Annotated in this window: 4 protein-coding genes; all 4 read right to left on the reverse strand. The window is 34.2% G+C overall.

Features of this window, described 5'->3' with window-relative positions:
- Window positions 1-2 precede the first annotated feature (2 nt).
- The gene (locus tag J2Y38_RS23555) at window positions 3-11,486 is read right to left on the reverse strand and encodes a DUF6443 domain-containing protein (RefSeq protein WP_309847583.1); all 11,484 of its coding nucleotides are present in this window, start codon (window positions 11,484-11,486) and stop codon (window positions 3-5) included.
- 13 nt (window positions 11,487-11,499) lie between these two features.
- Window positions 11,500-12,216: a hypothetical protein gene (locus J2Y38_RS23560; protein ID WP_309847586.1), complete on the reverse strand. Its 717-nt coding sequence runs from the start codon at window positions 12,214-12,216 to the stop codon at window positions 11,500-11,502.
- On the reverse strand, window positions 12,216-14,915 hold the full coding sequence (locus J2Y38_RS23565; RefSeq protein ID WP_309847589.1) for an immunoglobulin domain-containing protein: 2,700 nt from the start codon (window positions 14,913-14,915) through the stop codon (window positions 12,216-12,218). Before J2Y38_RS23565 ends, J2Y38_RS23560 begins: the two co-directional genes overlap by 1 nt.
- 88 nt (window positions 14,916-15,003) lie before the next feature.
- On the reverse strand, window positions 15,004-18,514 hold a 3,511-nt coding region (locus J2Y38_RS23570), incomplete at its 5' end, for a hypothetical protein (protein ID WP_309847591.1).

Below are 18,514 nucleotides of genomic sequence, written 5' to 3' on the forward strand. Positions count from 1 at the left end.
AATTATTTATTTGTTCCGTCAAATAGCTGAAACGAGTTATTTTCAGAACCGATAAGTTCATATCCTGTTCTTGACACTTTTACAGGAAAAGGAGAAGCTTGTATCTTTATACCTCTTTGTGTAGCTAATTCAAATAATTTTTCAGAATCAGCCCCAGCTCCACAAACCCATAGCCTAACATTTCCAGTAACCCCTTTTTTATCTAACAATTGTCCCATTTCAGCAACAGTAAGTTTATTAAAATTTTCGCCATGCATAACAAAATCAGCAAATTCCTCTGGTAACCCTTTAAAACCAGAAATATATGCAGCAGCAGTAGATGTCCCATCTTTTACCCCAAAAAACTTAACAGGCTTTTTTGCTAGAGTTATTCCCGCTTCTTCAAAACTTTGAAGGGCAATTGTATTTTTTGCAGAACTAACTTCATTTGTAATTCCAACACCTGCTTTATGCCATACAAATAATTCACCAGCGAGTTCATAATTTTTTAATTCTGTAAAACTATTTAATACGCTTTTAAAGATTTGCTTATTACTATGACTTGTTAAATCATTCCAATCATTTGATAATTGATTTGAAAATTTATTTAATTTCTTATATGTTTTGAAGGAGAGATTGTCAAAAACATCATTATATTTTCCAGTTAATGTATTATATGCTCCATTAATAATATCTGAACTAAGATTGTATGCAGGGACTACTGTTATATTAGTTAAAAAACCTGTAGTATTGTGTGCTGCATTTCCAACTCTGTCTGAAATAGTTCCAGCTCCTTCGACAAAAACAGGTTTGTACTTAACCTTTTGTTGATAAGGTGTTACTTCTAAACCTTCAAATTCAACTCCATCTATAACTCTATTTGCACTAAAAGCATAAGTACTATTCCAAGAAAAATCAGCTTCAAGAGGATCCACCGCAAAAAACCTACCAATCCGAGGATCATGCATCCTGAAAGTATAGTTCAGCGAATTCCCATCACCTTTTAACTCATTATCATTCTCCTGCCCTTGAAACCCATAGCGATAACCATCAGGTGTGCTGGTTCCATTTCGTCCCGGCACGAGCATTCCAAAAGGATAGTAATCTGAGTAGCTTGTAATGTCAGGATTAAAGTATTTCAAAGAACCCATTGCATCCAATTCAGGAATCTTAACGTCTGATATTACTGCCAGTACATTTCCTAAATGATTTGAAAGCTCATAGCGTTTGTCTCCAGCCAAATTTACATAATTATTTAATTGAATTTCTTCAACAGCTGGATAAATTCGGTCTTGATAATCTAAGTAATCCGGAATTCCGTTTTGATCTGTATCAAGTGTTGCTCCTGTAAATGGGTTTCCATCTTCATCAGGGTTTGCACCTTCTTCCCAGGTTTGGTAACCATCACCATCATCATCAATATCCAGGTAATTTGGAATATCGTTTACAATCATTTTTGGATGATCAGCTGAAGGAACTCCATTTGTATTTAATGGTGCAGGACCAGCAAACGGATTATGATCGTGCATGTTGTTTTCATCAACAGGATCGGCACCTTCATAAATGGTAAGCAATCCATCGCCATCATCGTCATTATCGAGATAATTCCAAAGATTATCAATTCTGATATTTCCTTTTACTCCGGTATAATGATCTGTATTTAGTGTTGGACCTGTATTTGGGTTTCCATCTCCATCAGGATTTGCACCTTCGTACATCGTATACAAACCGTCGCCGTCATCATCAATATCAAGATAATTGTAAACGCCATCATCATCTGTATCTAAAGTCTGACCAGTTTCCGGATTCAGGTCTCCATCAGGATTTGTACCTTCATATAAAGTTTTAACCCCGTCATTATCATCATCATCATCTAAATAGTTTGGCAGTCCATCTCCATCGCTATTTAGTGAGTTGGTATTATAAAAATACGGTGTAGTATTTTGAGTTTCACCTACAATTACGGCTCCTTCGTATTTAGTTCCCACACCATCACCGTCGTCGTCATTGTCGAGGTAATTTGGGTATTCGTCACCATCAGTATTGTCATTCGCTAAATCACCATCATTGTTAAGATCTTCGTAAATGTCTAAAATACCATCCTGATCACTATCTGCAGCACATGGACCGCTAAGAACTCTTTGCAATGGAGAAGGAGTTACGGTCATGTTAATACCCGAAATTGATTTTGTTGGATTATTTGTAACCAAAATACTCGCTGCATCATCAAATGTAAAATTGTTTGAAGAAGCTGTTCCAGTATATGGATTAATACTGTAATCAAAAAAGCACATATCAAACCCTAATTCGTTTGAACCTCCTATCTGATTTGTATTAGCAAGCGGAACCAGAGGTAAGCCTGTTGCAGTCTGTGTTGTCCAATCGGCATTATTAACATCCTGAGGAGTTCCATTAATTAAATGCGTAACTGATTTTAAATTAAAATCGGCAGTGAATTGCATGTCAATACCATTTTTTGCAACACTTGGCAGAATAATGTCAGATATTGTTGAGTAATAACGTAATGTTTGATTTGCGGTTCTTTGTGCAACGATCATTTTGGTATTATACCCAATAGGGTTTTTTACTAATTGTACTAAAACCTGATTTGTATACTCTTCGTAAGTCGTTTGTGTTTTGAAAAGTCTAAAATGCTCAACATGCTGATTGTCATTATCAATATATGCATCTAAATATGCAGGCGAATTAGCATTATTTACAGCAGTATGTATAAGATTGTCATTAGCACTAAATAGTATCGAATTCCCTTGTCTCTCAATTTTTAAAAGAAAAGTAGTACCATAATTTCTTTCGCTAAATACACTAGACTCTTGACCACCTATGATTTTATAAATATCAAAATATGATTTGCCATCATGAATTCCTTTAACAGTCTTAAATTTATAATCAGTTCCATTAATAGTAAATCCGATTATTACACCATCTGATGTATCTCTATTTATACCCAAAAATTCAACAAAACCATTCTCGTTTGCTTTTAATACTTCTCCAAATGATACACTTCCACTACAATTAGAGTTAGTACTAAGGGTATATATATTTTGTCCACCTTCTGCGTCAAGGTTTAAGCAGCTATGATCCGGAGATTTTGTTAAGGGACTGTTGTAAGGTCCCATCGTTGCAATTCCTTTAGATTCCAGGCGGGCAATAGGATAGGTTCCCATAACAGCATCTGGTAAATTGCTTGTTACTTTGAATTTGGTGCTGATATTAATTTTGGTCAAATCAGCATTACTTTCCACTGTGTTATCTGTAAACATTGGCCATGTACCAATAGTACCAGGATTAAATCTTAATGCATAATCACGATATACAGGAACTGGAGTTAAATTTAAGGCTTGCAATGAACTTTGTGAATTTACAGAGTTTGAGGTATCTGCAATTTCAGTTTTTGCTGCTGTATTATCTAGGCTTGATTTATTTGTTTTACGTGCAGCTGCACCTTCTGATTGATATACTATTTTATTTGATTCTTCCAGTCCAAGTCGGCTGCTTCCAAAAATATGATGTTCTGTTAAAACCAAATTTTTATTAGAAGAATTTTCATTTAATTTGTAAACAGCTAGCTCATTTCCTTGCGCATCTCTTGAATAATATGTTGTTGTGACACTTGCAGGAGTATTTTGGTAAAAGACTTTTTTAGCAATTCGATTACCCAATCCATCATATTCAAAAGAAATGATCTGATTTGTATTTCCGATTGTTTTAGTTACTTTTTTTACTTTACCGTCTACACGCCAGTCAATTGTTAATCCTTCAGCTTTATCTTCAATAAGCTGACCTATCTCATCATAAATATAATTATGGGTACGTTTATCGTTTTGGTTATAAGTGCTTAATTCACTAACATTATTTTTAATGTCGATACCAGTATCAGTATAAAGATCTGCAGCAGAATCAAAAACTTTATTCAATCTATTACTGCCTGGTGCATATTTATAACTCAGGTTATCCATAGTGGGAGGAGTATTATTCCCTTCTGTTGGAACCGTATTGTACATTGTTTGTAAATTTCCATTACGATCGTAAGTATAACTTGAACTGTAGCTATTCTTAGCTTCACCATGTCCTGATTGAGTTGCCGGAATTGCCTCAGAGTTCATTGTTTTTATACGATTAAGCTGGTCGTATGTATAATTGTTTTTTTGAACTGGCAGTAATTCATCATTTTTTTTACGAATTGCAGTTGTCATTTGCTTAATGTTTCCATTATACAAATTATTAATATTCCCCACAAGTGCTTGATCACGACTAAACATTAAAGGCTTAAAACTTTGATTACCATCATCGTTTAAAATAGCTTTATAATCGTTGTCATAATAACTTAAAGAAAAACCAAAGGCATCTTTTGTTTTAGTGCCAGTACCATCCTGACCCAAATCATTTGCTGCATCTGAAATATTTTCGCCGTTTACAGTTTTCAGCCAGCCATGGAGGGTATAAGCATAATCAATACCCTGCACATTTTTATTCCCTAATTCCACTCGGGCAAGAGGCCCATGAGGATAATATTGATAACTGGCATCTTTTTCCCAAAGAACACCATCTGTAGATGTGTTTACATCAACAATTCGGTTATCGGCATCATAATTATATTTATGAATAAACTGGTCTGCTTTATTAGGCTGAAAAGTAACCGTATTTACATTTCCGCTAATTAAATCATAATCATACACAACTCGTTTTAAATGCAGTTCACAATCATTCGCCTGACCCGAATCTGTATCAATGATAGTTGACGAATTACAGCTTAAATTTTTTAGATAAGCATTATAGCTTAATAATTCTTTTACATTTCCATGAACATCATAATTATAGAAAAGGGCATTATCAAAAGATAAAGGAGTATTATTAGTGTAATTGTTATAATAAAAAACTCCTGTTACTCTATTTCTATTGTTGTTGGCAGGATTGAAATCAGGGACTGTATTTGTACTAAAAAGGGTCGATGCTTTAACGGCTCCATAAACTAAAGGATCTTCTGTATAAACAGTTTTGCTTACTTCAGTTTTAGAAAAATTGTCATCAAATTTTTCAGCTGCATTATTACCTGAAAATAATTTTCCTTCTTCGGTAATAATATATAATCCTTTAGTAATATGTATTTCACCAGCTTCTGTAATTCGTCCTAAATAGTCATAATTAGTATAGCTAAAACGCTCCAAACCTGGTTCAACTGTTGAAACAACCTGATTGGCATTTTGAGAAGCAATAATTCGTCCTAATTTGTCATAAGCAAATTTGGTGATTCCTCCATCAGGCGTTTTTTGCCATACTAATTGATTTAAGGAGTTGTACTTATACTCTGTTTTAAATGTATGTTCAGGTAAAAATGCTGTATTTTCACTAGCCAGACCATTTCGAATTTTATTGATATTTTCATTTAATACTAATGTCTCAGCATCATTTTGTTTAGATAAACGTTTTACACCATCAGGCGCAATGGTTTTTATTAAATTGCCGGCCTGGTCATAGTAGTATAAAGTATACTGATATTCTTTATCAGCATAAGTCATGTTGAAATTTTCAACAACAGTACTCATCGCTTTCTCTGTATACTGATTGATGAATTCCTGACGCAATGACTCAATATATCTATTGTATGAATCTGTTTGGTAAGTATCTGCAATTATTGTTTTTAATTCATCACAAGGTGTTTGTGCCGGTATCGGTAAAGGTTCAGAGTAAAATGGCATTGCAACAGGAGGGCAGTCATTAATAGTTTTTGCATATATTGTATTAATGAACTGCTGCCAATATAGTCTGTCATCATTATTTGCATTTGTTGTATTATAGCTATTGTAAGCTGCAATAGCTGCACTCATGTTTTTGTATCCATAATGCAGTTCAGTATCACCAAATGTACTTAAAGTAACATAATTTGGATCATCGGTATTATGAATATTTAACGTTGTTATATATGTACTATAGTCATTTACTAAATATTGAAAATTAGAATTACAAAATTCTTTTTTCCCATCAGGGCTAGTAATTTCTTCGATATTTACCCCTTCAATTTTTGTATTCGCATTTGATAAGAAGTTTATATAAGTTATATATTTATCTTCACAGCTAACTGGTTCTACAGTTTGTGGAATACATAGACCTGTACAGTTTGATTCTGGGGTCGCAAGTATAGATGATTTTGATGTTAGACTTTTTGATGCTTCTTTGTCTGCACGTTGATAAAACGTACATAATGACTGAGAAGTTCCACTGGTCGGATAACCATCTTCTCTAGGAAAATTCCAAACTATAAAGTTACAATTTCCTTGATGAGTTTGTATTATATCGTTAGTATCTAAGTAAGTTAAGATTAATCCACTTTGTGGAAAAAGAGGAGAATCTGTAAATGCAATTGAGAGAATGCTTTTAATATTAGTTACATCAATATAGGCTTCAAATGATCCTTCATAATATTCAGGATTTGGATAGTCATGAAAATCAATATTATTAAAGCTTATATGAAAACGGTTATCATAAATGCCTATGCGGTATCCATTGAAAATAACAGAAGAAGGGAAATCTTTATGGAAACCACTTTTACGATTATTATCTAAATCTGTTTTTAAATTTGTAACAGCCAAAAAGCTTTCGATTAACGGATTGTTTTCTACTCTTGTGTAACAATCCATATTGTAACAACCTTGTGGGCCATTTGTAATTCCGCCTGAATTATTTATATTACGATTGCCTGAAATTAACAAATCATTTAAAACTCTTTTTAATTCCTCTCCAAAAGTTAATATCTTATCAATGTACTTGGTACAATAAGGCGTACTATTATCACAATTATCGCCATAACCATCGCCATTTTTATCCCATTCACCACACGGAGCACAGCAAGCCAGATAAAGCGGCATACCTGTTTTTCCAGAAGCAATAGTGGCCAGTTTAATATTTTTTTTGCCAGAAGCATCAGTGTATGTGATTTTAAGGATATGAGCTTTGTTACCAGTTTTTAAAGATGCTATTGCTGCGTTTGTAATATTTTCTCCTTGATTAAGTGTAAATCCTTGGAAATCGATAGCAACTCTTTTAAATGTGTCTACAGTTATTGAAGCAATTCCGCCAGAATTATTCCATTTTACAACACTTGAAGTTGTAAGTCCAAAATAGTTGTATAAAAATCTATTCGAGCTTAAAGCGTTATAAGAAGTAATATTAACATCATTATTATATAAATTACCACTTGCTTGTAAATCAAGTAGGATAGTGGTTAATGCTTCGCTAAATTCGTCCTTTTTAGTACAGTTAAAACTTTCAGGAATTAAAACTTCTCCAACGCCAGCGGTACCGTTCGTGCTGCATTCTCCAATTTTAGCAAAAGTAGTTCCCGATAATACAATTTCCCGTTGTGTTGCAGTACTACCGTTTCCTACTTCTATTTTTGCGACAACTTTATATGCAAAAACAGGGTGCTCACCAGATAATGTGGAATTCGCAGCATCATAATAAATGTTATTAAGTGCTATAATGTGCCAATTATTAACAGAATAATTATTCCATGCTAAATTAGATCCTGCGGGCAATGTTAATTTTAAAGCTGTTCCAGACAAAGTAGTAGGACTAAAGTTAAAAACTAAGTCATAGGCTCCAGATGTCTGAATGTTCATCGTTGGCGAAGATACATTTAACGGTAATGTTGCTCCGGTAAAAGCGGCAAATAATTTAGGAGATAAACCTTGTCCAATTTTATTCCAGTTGCTAAGTGATGAACCAGCCGCATTGACATCCTTGAATAAGCCGGTAAAAAACATATTTAAATCGGTCAATGCCGGGCAATTTCCGGTTTGTACATATGTTTGATAATTTGCCTGAGTCACTAATTGGTTTTGAGCATCAATTGCATCAACATCTGAATCATAACCAAAGTCAGTCGCAATAAATCTTTTTTCTTTATTTTTATAATTTACAGCATCAGCATTATTGCAAAAACTGTTAGAAGGAATTGTTATATATGTTTTAACAGTAGCTGCGAATGTATTGTAATTTTTAATTACGTTGGTAAATTCTGCTGATCCATCTTTACCAATACAGCTATTTGAATTCCCTCTATTGGTTGTATAAAGGTTCATGAAAACATGTTTAATGTTTCCTTTAAGTGAGAGGTATAAGTTCTTATAAGTATTCCATAAAGTTGTTTGTTCACTGTCAGATAAACTTGAATAGCTAATCGTACTTGCATCACAGGCCTGAATAGCATTACATTTTACCATTTGTAGTGCTACCTGAATCATTTTTGCAGCACTTCCGCCCGACTGGCCATTAACTGTAAAATTTTCATATTGAATTTTTACAGCATAATCCATTATAGCTTTTCTGGTATTAAAGAAAGCACTGGTTTCTACACCATTTGGCAATACTGATGAAAAATAAGGATCTTGACTAAAAATCGTATTAAACAAACTAGTATCAGTTACGCTAAAATATCCTGCGGCTTCAGCTTTAGCATAAGTATCCAGAGAATTCAAATATCCATCATAATCATCAGAAGTTAGTGTTTGATTTGTACCCTGTACCAATGCTTTAAGACTACATAAAGCTTTAGAGTAATTTAAGTAATCATATTCAGGATGATAAATGACTAATGATTTAGCCCAAGATGGTGACCAGTTGTCTAAAAAGTCATTTACAGATGCCAGATTTTCAGGCAAAACATAAAATCTTCCGTCTTTATTAATAACTGTTCCGTTTTTTATTTTTGGAGAATATTCATTTCCTTCCTTTGTTATCTCAACCAAAGCGTCATTTCCATATGAGTCAAGATACTTATATATAGGATTTCCATTTTGATCTAAGTATTTAGGATGTCTCCAGTTATGATCTACGGTCGTTCCTTCATAAAGGATTTTATTTGTATCGTTAAAAACACTTAATACATCCCAGGATTCAATTGGTGCTTCAGGATCATCGTTGATCAAACCATATTGCCCATTTTGACTAACATCAGCCAGTAATGATTCTTCATTGACAGAACAAGAGGAAACAATAGAAGTTCCGCCGCATAATTGTTGACAAACTTGCGAAAGTTTATCCCATTCGTTTTGAAGACGAATGACAAATTCAGCAGCTTCAGATGGATTTATTGTTTGTCCAAAATTCACATATTTAGGTATATTAGTACTAATAGTTAAAACAAACGACTCATTCATTGTTAAAACATTAGTGCTATCCGCTGGGATACTGTAAATTTCTTTTAAATGGTTTAAAACATATGGATGTTTTTCTATTAAAGATTTTTTACATTCATCACATGTTGTTGTACAGGTAATTTTTGAAGCTTCTACATTTTCAAAAATTATAGGCTGAATGTAGCAAGGACTTGATGGACTTGTTAATTTAGTGACATAATTATCAGCATACTTTTTTAATGCATTCTGATTTATTTTTAGTTCTTTTAGCAAAGAATAGCTGCCTGCATCAAGAAGTAAACTATCAGGCAAAATCGTAATATCAGGATAATTTGAAACAGGATTTGGATCTATATCATCATTTCCAATTTGAAAGTTTTTTAGAGCAGGATCAAATAATTCTCCGGCGCAATTGTCTTTAAGGCTAATATTTAAATCGTAAACAAAACCATATTTATCAGAACAATTTTCAGGAATTTGAGGTTTAAAAGAATTATTATTTGTTACTGAATAATTAAAATGATATTTAGTCCCTTTTGTTGGAACTCCAAGCTGTTTAGACACAACAAGAACATCTTTTCTGTTCGATACATCAGATGAACTGCTTAGTTCGTTATTATCTAAATCAGTGTCAACTGCATCCGCATTTAGTTTATTAAGCAAATCAATAGAAATTGTTTTATGCAAAATCTGATCTAAGGGTTCTTTAATGTCATCTAAGGGTTCTAATGTATTCTTAGCAGGTTCGCCAACTAAAGCTGTAGCAATTGTTCTCCCTTGTGGGTCCAGATAACTTACACTAGATTGTCCGTTAGGATCGATAACGATATTTTTCTTGTAATGAGCAGCAAAACCTGCTTCATATCCAAAAAGACGGTTTAATTCTTCTTGATTTGGAACAGAGTAAATATATTGCATTTCATGTCCGCTGCCTAATTTATGACTAGGTCCAACACCTCCTTTACGAGCAATTCTTCCTGTATTGTCTGGGGTATATTCTGTTTGACTGAAAGGGAAATTAGAAGCTGAAGGAATGTATTTTTTAAAAGGACTTTCAATATCGTTATTACTAGAATAATATTTACTTGATCCGCTATTAGCAGACATTCCGGAAATTTCCGTGTTACAAGTTATGTTTTTATCTTCCCAATCAAAATCAAGATGACTGTACGGCTGATTATTTATGTTTTGATTTAAGTCTTTAAAATAACTGATATAATTTTGATTTACAGGAACGGGAAGTATTTCAATTGCAGGACGTCCCTGCGAGTCATATATTACCTCACCAACAACAGCTTTTTCATTTGTATTAATTTTAGTAACAGTCTGTCTATTGCGCAAAGACCCATCGAAATAACTTACGACTTCTTTCTTTTTTCCCTGCTCTGCATAGCTAGCCTGAAATTGCCAGTTTTTGCTTTTTTCATGCTCAAAATCAATAAGGGTATAGCTTTTAATCCAGTCAGAAACTTTTGTTTTATTTGCTAAACCAGAACTCCATGGACCATAATATGTTTTTTTCGTATCATCCAAAAATCGACCAACTGCTCTGACACGATAGATGATATAACCTTTGGAATAGATTAAAGGAATTTCATAAAAAGTGTTTGCAGTTCGTATTCTGGTGTTGTTTAATTCAAAATCGCGTGAACGAAAAATGATATCAGCGGCATCTAATGCAGTACTGAAATTTGTTTTACTATAATTATCTACCCATGTCCATTCAAGTTCATATTCTAAAGCACCAACGAGCGTCTGCCAGTTAAAATTTAAAGTAGCATGTGAAGCGTTGATATTAGCCTGAACGTTTGCCAGTTGTTCTGTAACAGCATAGTAGCGCTCTGATTCAAAACCTAATTCAAGAGAAATATTATCGTTTAGAATATTTGCAGTTCCATTTGTTTCATATGATTTAACTATAACTTTTACTCCATATCTGTTAGTTAATTCATGAGATGACAAATCGACAAACGGCGCAGCATTTCCTAAAGGATTGTATTCAACTTCTAAGGTAGTATCATATTGATTTGCCAATTCTTCTTCATTTCCATTAGGAAGAATAGGAATAACAGTTAATACGATCTTTGTTTTTGAATATACAAAGGGACCAATATCGCTATTTACTTTTAATCGAATATAAGCTTTGGGGCTAATCGAAATTTGATTAGGAATTTTTATTTCCGGATCTATTATACGCTTAACAATACTTGTATTTTTAAGCTGCGCACTGCTATATGTTTCAATAGGGGCTTTAAAAATATTCTTTTGTCCAAATAACGAAACATGGCTTAAAATGATTAAAAATAAGCATGATAGAAATTTTAATTTGTGCGGTATTTTATATATGTTCATAAAATGGAGAATATTATGATTTAAATAATTGATAAGTTGAAAATCTTTTTGAGATTGTTATGTCGCTGCCCTTTTCAGAAAAGTAATTTTCTTTTGAAACTAAATAGCTATCGCTTTTTTCATCCCTTGGTCTGGGAGTAAAAGTTATTTCTAATCTGGGAAGAGAATACATTCGTTTTCCCTTAGAGTCTTTACTTTCCATTTGCTCAACAAAAAAGAGACTTTGTTTTGCAATGCTGTAATCTTTTTTTCGAATATAAATTACAATTTTGCTTAACATAATTTGTGTGATCTTATTGGGAGTTAATTCACAGATATAATTTTTATTGTCTGTTTCAATTAATTTAGCGTTGTAAGCATCCAGATAATTCTTTAGGGACAATGGAGACTCATCAATTTTCTTTTTTTGTTTTTCAATTACAATTGCTTTCTCATCATTGTTTATTTTAATGCCAATATTTTTAAAAGTGATAAATTCTGTATTTTTAATTTTAAAATAATTGACATTGTTTTTCTTTAGAACCATGCCTGAATAATGCTCATATACTTTTTTTGAATTATAATCCAGATATAAGTTATAATTTGAATTGTAAGTAATATAAGCGGCCTCATTGTATGCATCAGCTGCTTTGGTAATGATTTGCCTGGCTGTTAATTTTTTTTCCTGACTATAAGTGTTTATAGAGAATACCAAAAAAATAAAGATGTAAAAATGGATTACTGATTTCATTATTCTGTATCGTTTTTACTGTTGCCGCTTCTTGTTTCCTGAATGGTAAACACCCCTTTTTCAGTTTCTTTTTTTACTCTGACTAAACCACCTTCTAAATCATATTCATAAAATGTAGCATAGTTGTTTTCGTCAAGTTCGGCCATTAAACGCTGAGTTTGTTGATCATAAACAAAACTTTTCATGTTTCCTTTTGTAGGCAATATTCGGATATCATCAAAATAGACCATTTTTCCGTTTGTAGTAGATTCGTTAACAAGGTCCAGTTTCATGTCATCGACATTATTTGGTACAATAAATTCTCCTATTATACGCTGCCATCCATCGATTATTTCTCCCGAGGGATGAAAATTAAATGGAACACCAATATCGGTACCGCTGATATCGGTAAATGATATGCTTATGCTTGATTTGCTGTAGTTTTTTACTTGTAAATTAGGAAGGTTATAATCAACTTCTTTTACCCATCCGCTTACTAAATATTTTTCATTTTTCACTAAATTAAAGGAAGCACAGTAATCGCATGGTTTGCAATCAATAACATAAATGTCCTTTGTGAAGTTGTTAGAACAGCCATCTTCACTTGTAACGACCAAATCTAAATGGTATAATCCAAGAGTTGGGAATAAAAAATAATGGGTTCCTGTTGTATTTGAAACTTCTTCAATTATGTTATTGCTGGTATCTTTGATTATCCATTTATAATTTAAATTTACTGACTGTGTTTCGAAAGACATATTTACAGGTTGACTGATACATACATTTTCAGGAACACAAGCCGCAACAACTTCAATCGATTTTGAAAAATTTGCTGTACACCCCGCAGCGTCTGTTACTTCGAGTTTAATGATGTATGACCCGGGGTTTGCAAATGTATAGGCATAATTAGCATTACTATCTGGTGGAATATCTAAAGCTAATCCAGTTGATGCTATGGCGGACCATTTATAAGTTAAATTAGCAGCTGTCGTCTCAAAAGTAAATGCACTTTGTTGCGAGATACAAAATTCTTCTGAAGGTGAAGTTATTTTTCCGGTAAGTAAATCACAATTAAGAACGTTTAAAATAAGAGGTTCTCTTTCTAAAACCAATGGCGACATGTCAGGAATTAAGTGGTAAGCTTTGCATGTGTAAGTTCCGGCATCAGAAAGTGTCGCATTATTTAAAACATATGTTCTGGAATTTGCTGCAGCAATTTCAACACCATCTTTAAACCATTGGTATGTATCTTCAGGATGGAAATTACCATTTTCAAACATACTTAAAACTATATTTTTTCCTTGTCCTACAGTTATAGTTTTTGGAGTATCTGTTTTTGCCTGAGGCGAAAAACTAAACGCCGTTTTTGTTGCCTTATAGGAGCTAAATTCATTAACAAAATCATTAAAATAAAAATTATTAGCACCTATTAGTAATACTTTCAGAGAAGATGAAGTAGTTAAGTTAGGAACTTTTCCTGAAAATTTATTTGAACTAACATCTATTCCATACCAAGGATTTTGTTGAGACGGTAAAAAATCCAAATTTCCAGAAAGCTGGTTATTGTTTATCTTAAAGAGATAAAAACTTGTGCAGTTTTTAATTTCTATTGGCAGTGTTCCATCAAATAAGTTATAGGATAAGTCAACTCCACGCAGCGTATTGGATTGAAATAAATTTCCAGGAATATTTCCAGAAATTTTATTATATGCTAAATATAAGTATATAAGATTAGTGCTTAAATTGCTGTCATTTGGCAGACTAGTAAAATTGTTATTATTAAGTGCAAGAGTAGTTAGTTTTTTCATATTAAATATCTCTACAGGAATTGAACCGCTTAAATTATTCATCTGTATCACTAGGCCGGTCAATAATTTTAAATTTCCCATTTCCACAGGTAAGGTACCGCTTAATTGATTTAGGGTTAATCCTATATCAATTAGGCTTTCCATGTTACCAATTTGTGGAGGTATAGAGCCACTAAGCAAATTATCTCCTAAGCTTAAGGTCTTCAAACTTTTTAAGTTACCAATTTCAGGGGGTATGCTTCCAGATAATTGATTTTGAGACATATACATATATTCTAAATTTGTTAGATTACCAATTTCAGGAGGAATAGGTCCTGATAATTTATTGGTTAAGATCTGTAAAACTTGTAATTGCTTTAATTCTCCTATTTCCTTAGGAATTTCACCTGTTAGGTTATTACTATCTAATCTTAGTTCTTTTAAATAAGGCAAATTTTTAATTTCCGGAGGAATCGATCCGGATAGATTATTTCCACCTAAATCAATTCTGTATACTTGATTGTTACTTAGATAAACGCCATACCATTTTGATAGATCAGGATTATTAACATCCCATCCGGTTTTGGACCTCCAATTAGGACCATTTGTGCTATTGTATAGTGCAATTAAAGCAGCTCTTTGTGTCTCAATAGTTGGTGTTTCGGCCGCCATAACAGCCATACGATTTGTTTTATTATTTACAGCTATTGTATTATCTTTTTTTACTGCTTGAAGAGTAAGAGTATCAATTTCGTTTTTCTTCATCTCTTTATACAAAATCGTAAATACCTCTCTTTCTTTAGCTATTTCACGATCTAAGTCTTCATTTGCAACACCATGCTCTTTTAAGGAACTTTTAACTCTATCAACATTAAAACCAATAGTTTCATCACTAAGCACTTGTCCTGTTACAGCAGTTAGAGAGTTAAACATCAGGCAAATTGTAAACACCAAATATTTATTTAGTTTAATTTTTTTTGTCATCTTTTAGATTATTATAATAAAAATCATTTTGCCAGTACTAATTAGTATATTCAAAAGTTACGCCTCCTGATGCCGGGACAGATAAAAGCAAGACACTCCTATTTGGCTTGAATGTTAAAGTTGTGCCATTAATTTTTGTGAGCTTAATTGAAGCAGTTGTTGAGATGTGAGCATTTTGTATTTGCGAGAACGGAGTTGCAAGATTGATTCTCACTACATTATTAATCCCATCATAGACAATTGTATGACTAACAGCCATCATGACTGGTAATATTGTGAAATTCTCCGGAGCAGTTGGAGGATATTGTACTGAATAATAATGATTTGGGCTGCTAAAAGTTGAATACGTCTGGAACTCAATTGTTAACTCGTCCCCAGCTTTTAAATTCACACCACTATTAAGATATATATCAGCGTAAGCATTCCCCCATGTAAAATTACCTCCACTTGGATAAGTACCATAATGCTCAGATATTCCGCCACGGGTTAATTCAAGAAGACCTGGATTAAGTGTAGAGGAAGTTTGGCAAGTATAAGTATTAATTATTTTGCCAGTATTATTAATTAAATAAACTATCCCATTACTGTTTTTGTACCAAAGACTATTGCCTTGGAAGCCAGTGGTTAAATTGGCATCAGTATAAAGCTGGCTATTGACATGTAATTCATTTTCTCCTGTATAAAGTTTAAGAGGAAATTGAATTTCAGAGCATACTCCAGTAGGTGATCCACTACCAGTTGATGAAAACTGAAATGTATAATTAGTAACTGCAGGATTTTGAGTGAGTTTTATTACTCCAATTATAGGTCTGCAAATTGCATTTATTGTTCCACTTATTGTGGCAATACCACATCCTCCTGTTAATGTAACTGTATAAGGACTTGAGCTTACGGCAGTAGGTGTCCCGCTAATAGTTACAGTATTGGAAGAAAAGTTCCCGATAACTCCTATTGGTAATCCAGTAAATGCAGCACCAGTTGCACCAGTTGTAAGGTATGTAATTGGTGTTATTGCTGTATTGATATATTTTGTTTGATTAGTAGTGCTTAAATCAGAAGTTAATTTTATTGTATTATTATCTTTTACAATTATTCTTCCTGAAATTGTTACAATCCCACAACCACCTGTTAAAGTTACGGTGTAATTAAATCCTCCAGGTACAGATGGAGTTCCGGAAATAATTACTGTATCTGAACTAAAACTCCCTGATACTCCATTTGGCAGACCTGAAAAAGTTGCTCCAGTTGCTCCAGTTGTAGAATATGTAATAGGGATTATATTAGTGTTAATACATTTTATTTGATTGTCCGTTTCTATAGCTGAACTAAGTGTGATTGTATTATTTGGTAATATTGTTAATAATCCAGTTTTTGTAGTTATGCCACAGCCTCCGGTTAATGTTATGGTATAATTAAAGACTCCAGAAGAATATGAAGATCCACTTATTGTAACTCTATTCGAAGAAAAGCTTGCGGATACTCCTGAAGGTAATCCTGCATAAGTTACTCCTGTTGCTCCGATAGTTTCGTAGATAATAGGAGTGATGGGAGTTAAAAGACATTTTGTTTGTGCATTATCTGTCCCTGCCGCTGAGATTAAGACCGCTGTATTTACATCTGTTACTTTAATAGTTCCGGTAGCATTTACACCAGATCCACATCCACCAGTCAAGGGAATGCTATAATTGAAAATTCCACTTACAGTAGGTGTCCCGGTGATCATAATAGCGTTGTTGCTAAATGAAGCTATTACCCCATCTGGTAATCCGATAGGCGTTCCAATTCCTGTTGCTACAGTAGTTGTATGTCTAATGGGGGTCAAGGCTGTATTAATACATAAAGTTGGCGATGAAGTGGCAGCTCCTGCAGTATTATTAGGTGTTACAATGATACTGCCGCTTCTGGTCAGGAAGCCTCCGCCGCATCCGCCGGTAAGTGTTATCTTATAGCCAAAAGCTCCAGAAACTGTTGGTGTTCCTGAGATCGTTATCACATTGTCGTTCCAGTCTCCTGAAACCCCTGCAGGCAGATTTGTAAAGGTAGCACCTGTAGCCCCTATTGTTGTATAGGTTATTGGAGTGATGCCAGTTGAGATACATTTTGTTTGTGCCTCAGTTCCTGCTGCCGAACTCAAAATTATAGTGTTATCAGGTGTTATAATAATGCTACCAGTTTTGGTCACATTGCCACATCCGCCTATAAGTGTTATCGTATAGTTGAAAGTTCCAGAGACATTAGGGGTTCCGGAGATTGTTATTACATTGGCACTCCAGGTTCCTGAAATTCCTGGTGGCAGACCTGCATAAGTAGCAAATGTAGCTCCTGTTGTTGCATATTTTATTGGAATAATGGCGGTTGAACCAAAGAGACATTTTGTCTGCGCATCAGTTCCTACTGCTGAGCTCAAAGTGATAGTATTTACAGATGTTACAATGATAGTTCCAGTAGCATTTCCAGACCCGCATCCTCCAGTCAGTGGAATGCTGTAATTGAAAGTTCCGCTTGCAGTAGGAGTTCCGTTGATAGTTATTACATTAGAAACCCATGCAGCAGTTACCCCAGTCGGTAGTCCTGTGGGAGTTCCTATACCTGTAGCTCCTGTTGTTGTATGAGTAATGGCTGTAAGTGCAGTATTGATACATAAAGTTGGTGCTGCAGATGCAGTTCCGGCTGTATTTACAGGTGTTACAATGATAGTTCCTATCGCATTGACAGATCCGCATCCTCCAGTTAAAGGAATACTGTAATTGAAAGTTCCGCTTGCAGTTGGAGTTCCGCTGATAGTTATGACATTAGAAGCCCATCCAGCAGTTACTCCAGCCGGTAATCCAGTTGCTGTTCCTATACCTGTAGCTCCAGTTGTTGTGTGCGTAATAGCCGTAAGTTCAGTATTGATACATAAAGTTGGTGCTGCAGATGCAGTTCCTGCAGTATTTGCAGGAATTACAATGATAGTTCCAGTTTTGGTCACGTTTCCGCATCCTCCGTTAAGTGTTATTGTATAGTTGAAAGTTCCAGAAACTGTTGGAGTTCCTGAGATCGTTATTACATTGGAATTCCTGATTCCTGAAACTCCTGCAGGCAGACCTGAATAAGAAGCGCTTGTAGCTCCTGTTGTTGCATATGTTATTGAAGTGATAGCAGTTGAGATACATTGTGTCTGGACATCTGTTCCTGTTGCTGAGCTCAAAGTGATCGTATTTGCGGGTGTCACAATGATAGTTCCGGCAGCATTTACAGATCCGCATCCTCCAGTAAGTGGAATACTGTAATTGAAAGTTCCGCTTGTAGTTGGAGTTCCGCTGATGGTAATGGTGTTAGAAGCCCATCCAGCAGTTATTCCAGTCGGTAATCCAGTTGCTGTTCCTATACCTGTAGCTCCAGTTGTTGTGTGAGTAATGGCCGTAAGGGGAATATTGATACATAAAGTTGGTGCTGCAGATGCAGTTCCGGCAGTATTTGCTTGTGTTACAATAATAGTTCCCGTTGCATTTACCGTTCCGCACCCGCCGGTTAAAGGGATCGAATAGTTAAACGTTCCCGAAGCT

It is taken from the genome of Flavobacterium sp. 2755 (assembly GCF_031455715.1).
Lineage (GTDB): Bacteria > Bacteroidota > Bacteroidia > Flavobacteriales > Flavobacteriaceae > Flavobacterium.

Excerpts from the sequence above, each read along its gene's own strand:
- J2Y38_RS23560 (WP_309847586.1), bottom strand. The coding sequence starts at position 12,216 with ATGAAATCAGTAATCCATTTTTACATCTTTATTTTTTTGGTATTCTCT.
- J2Y38_RS23555 (WP_309847583.1), bottom strand. The coding sequence starts at position 11,486 with ATGAACATATATAAAATACCGCACAAATTAAAATTTCTATCATGCTTA.
- J2Y38_RS23565 (WP_309847589.1), bottom strand. The coding sequence starts at position 14,915 with ATGTTTAACTCTCTAACTGCTGTAACAGGACAAGTGCTTAGTGATGAA.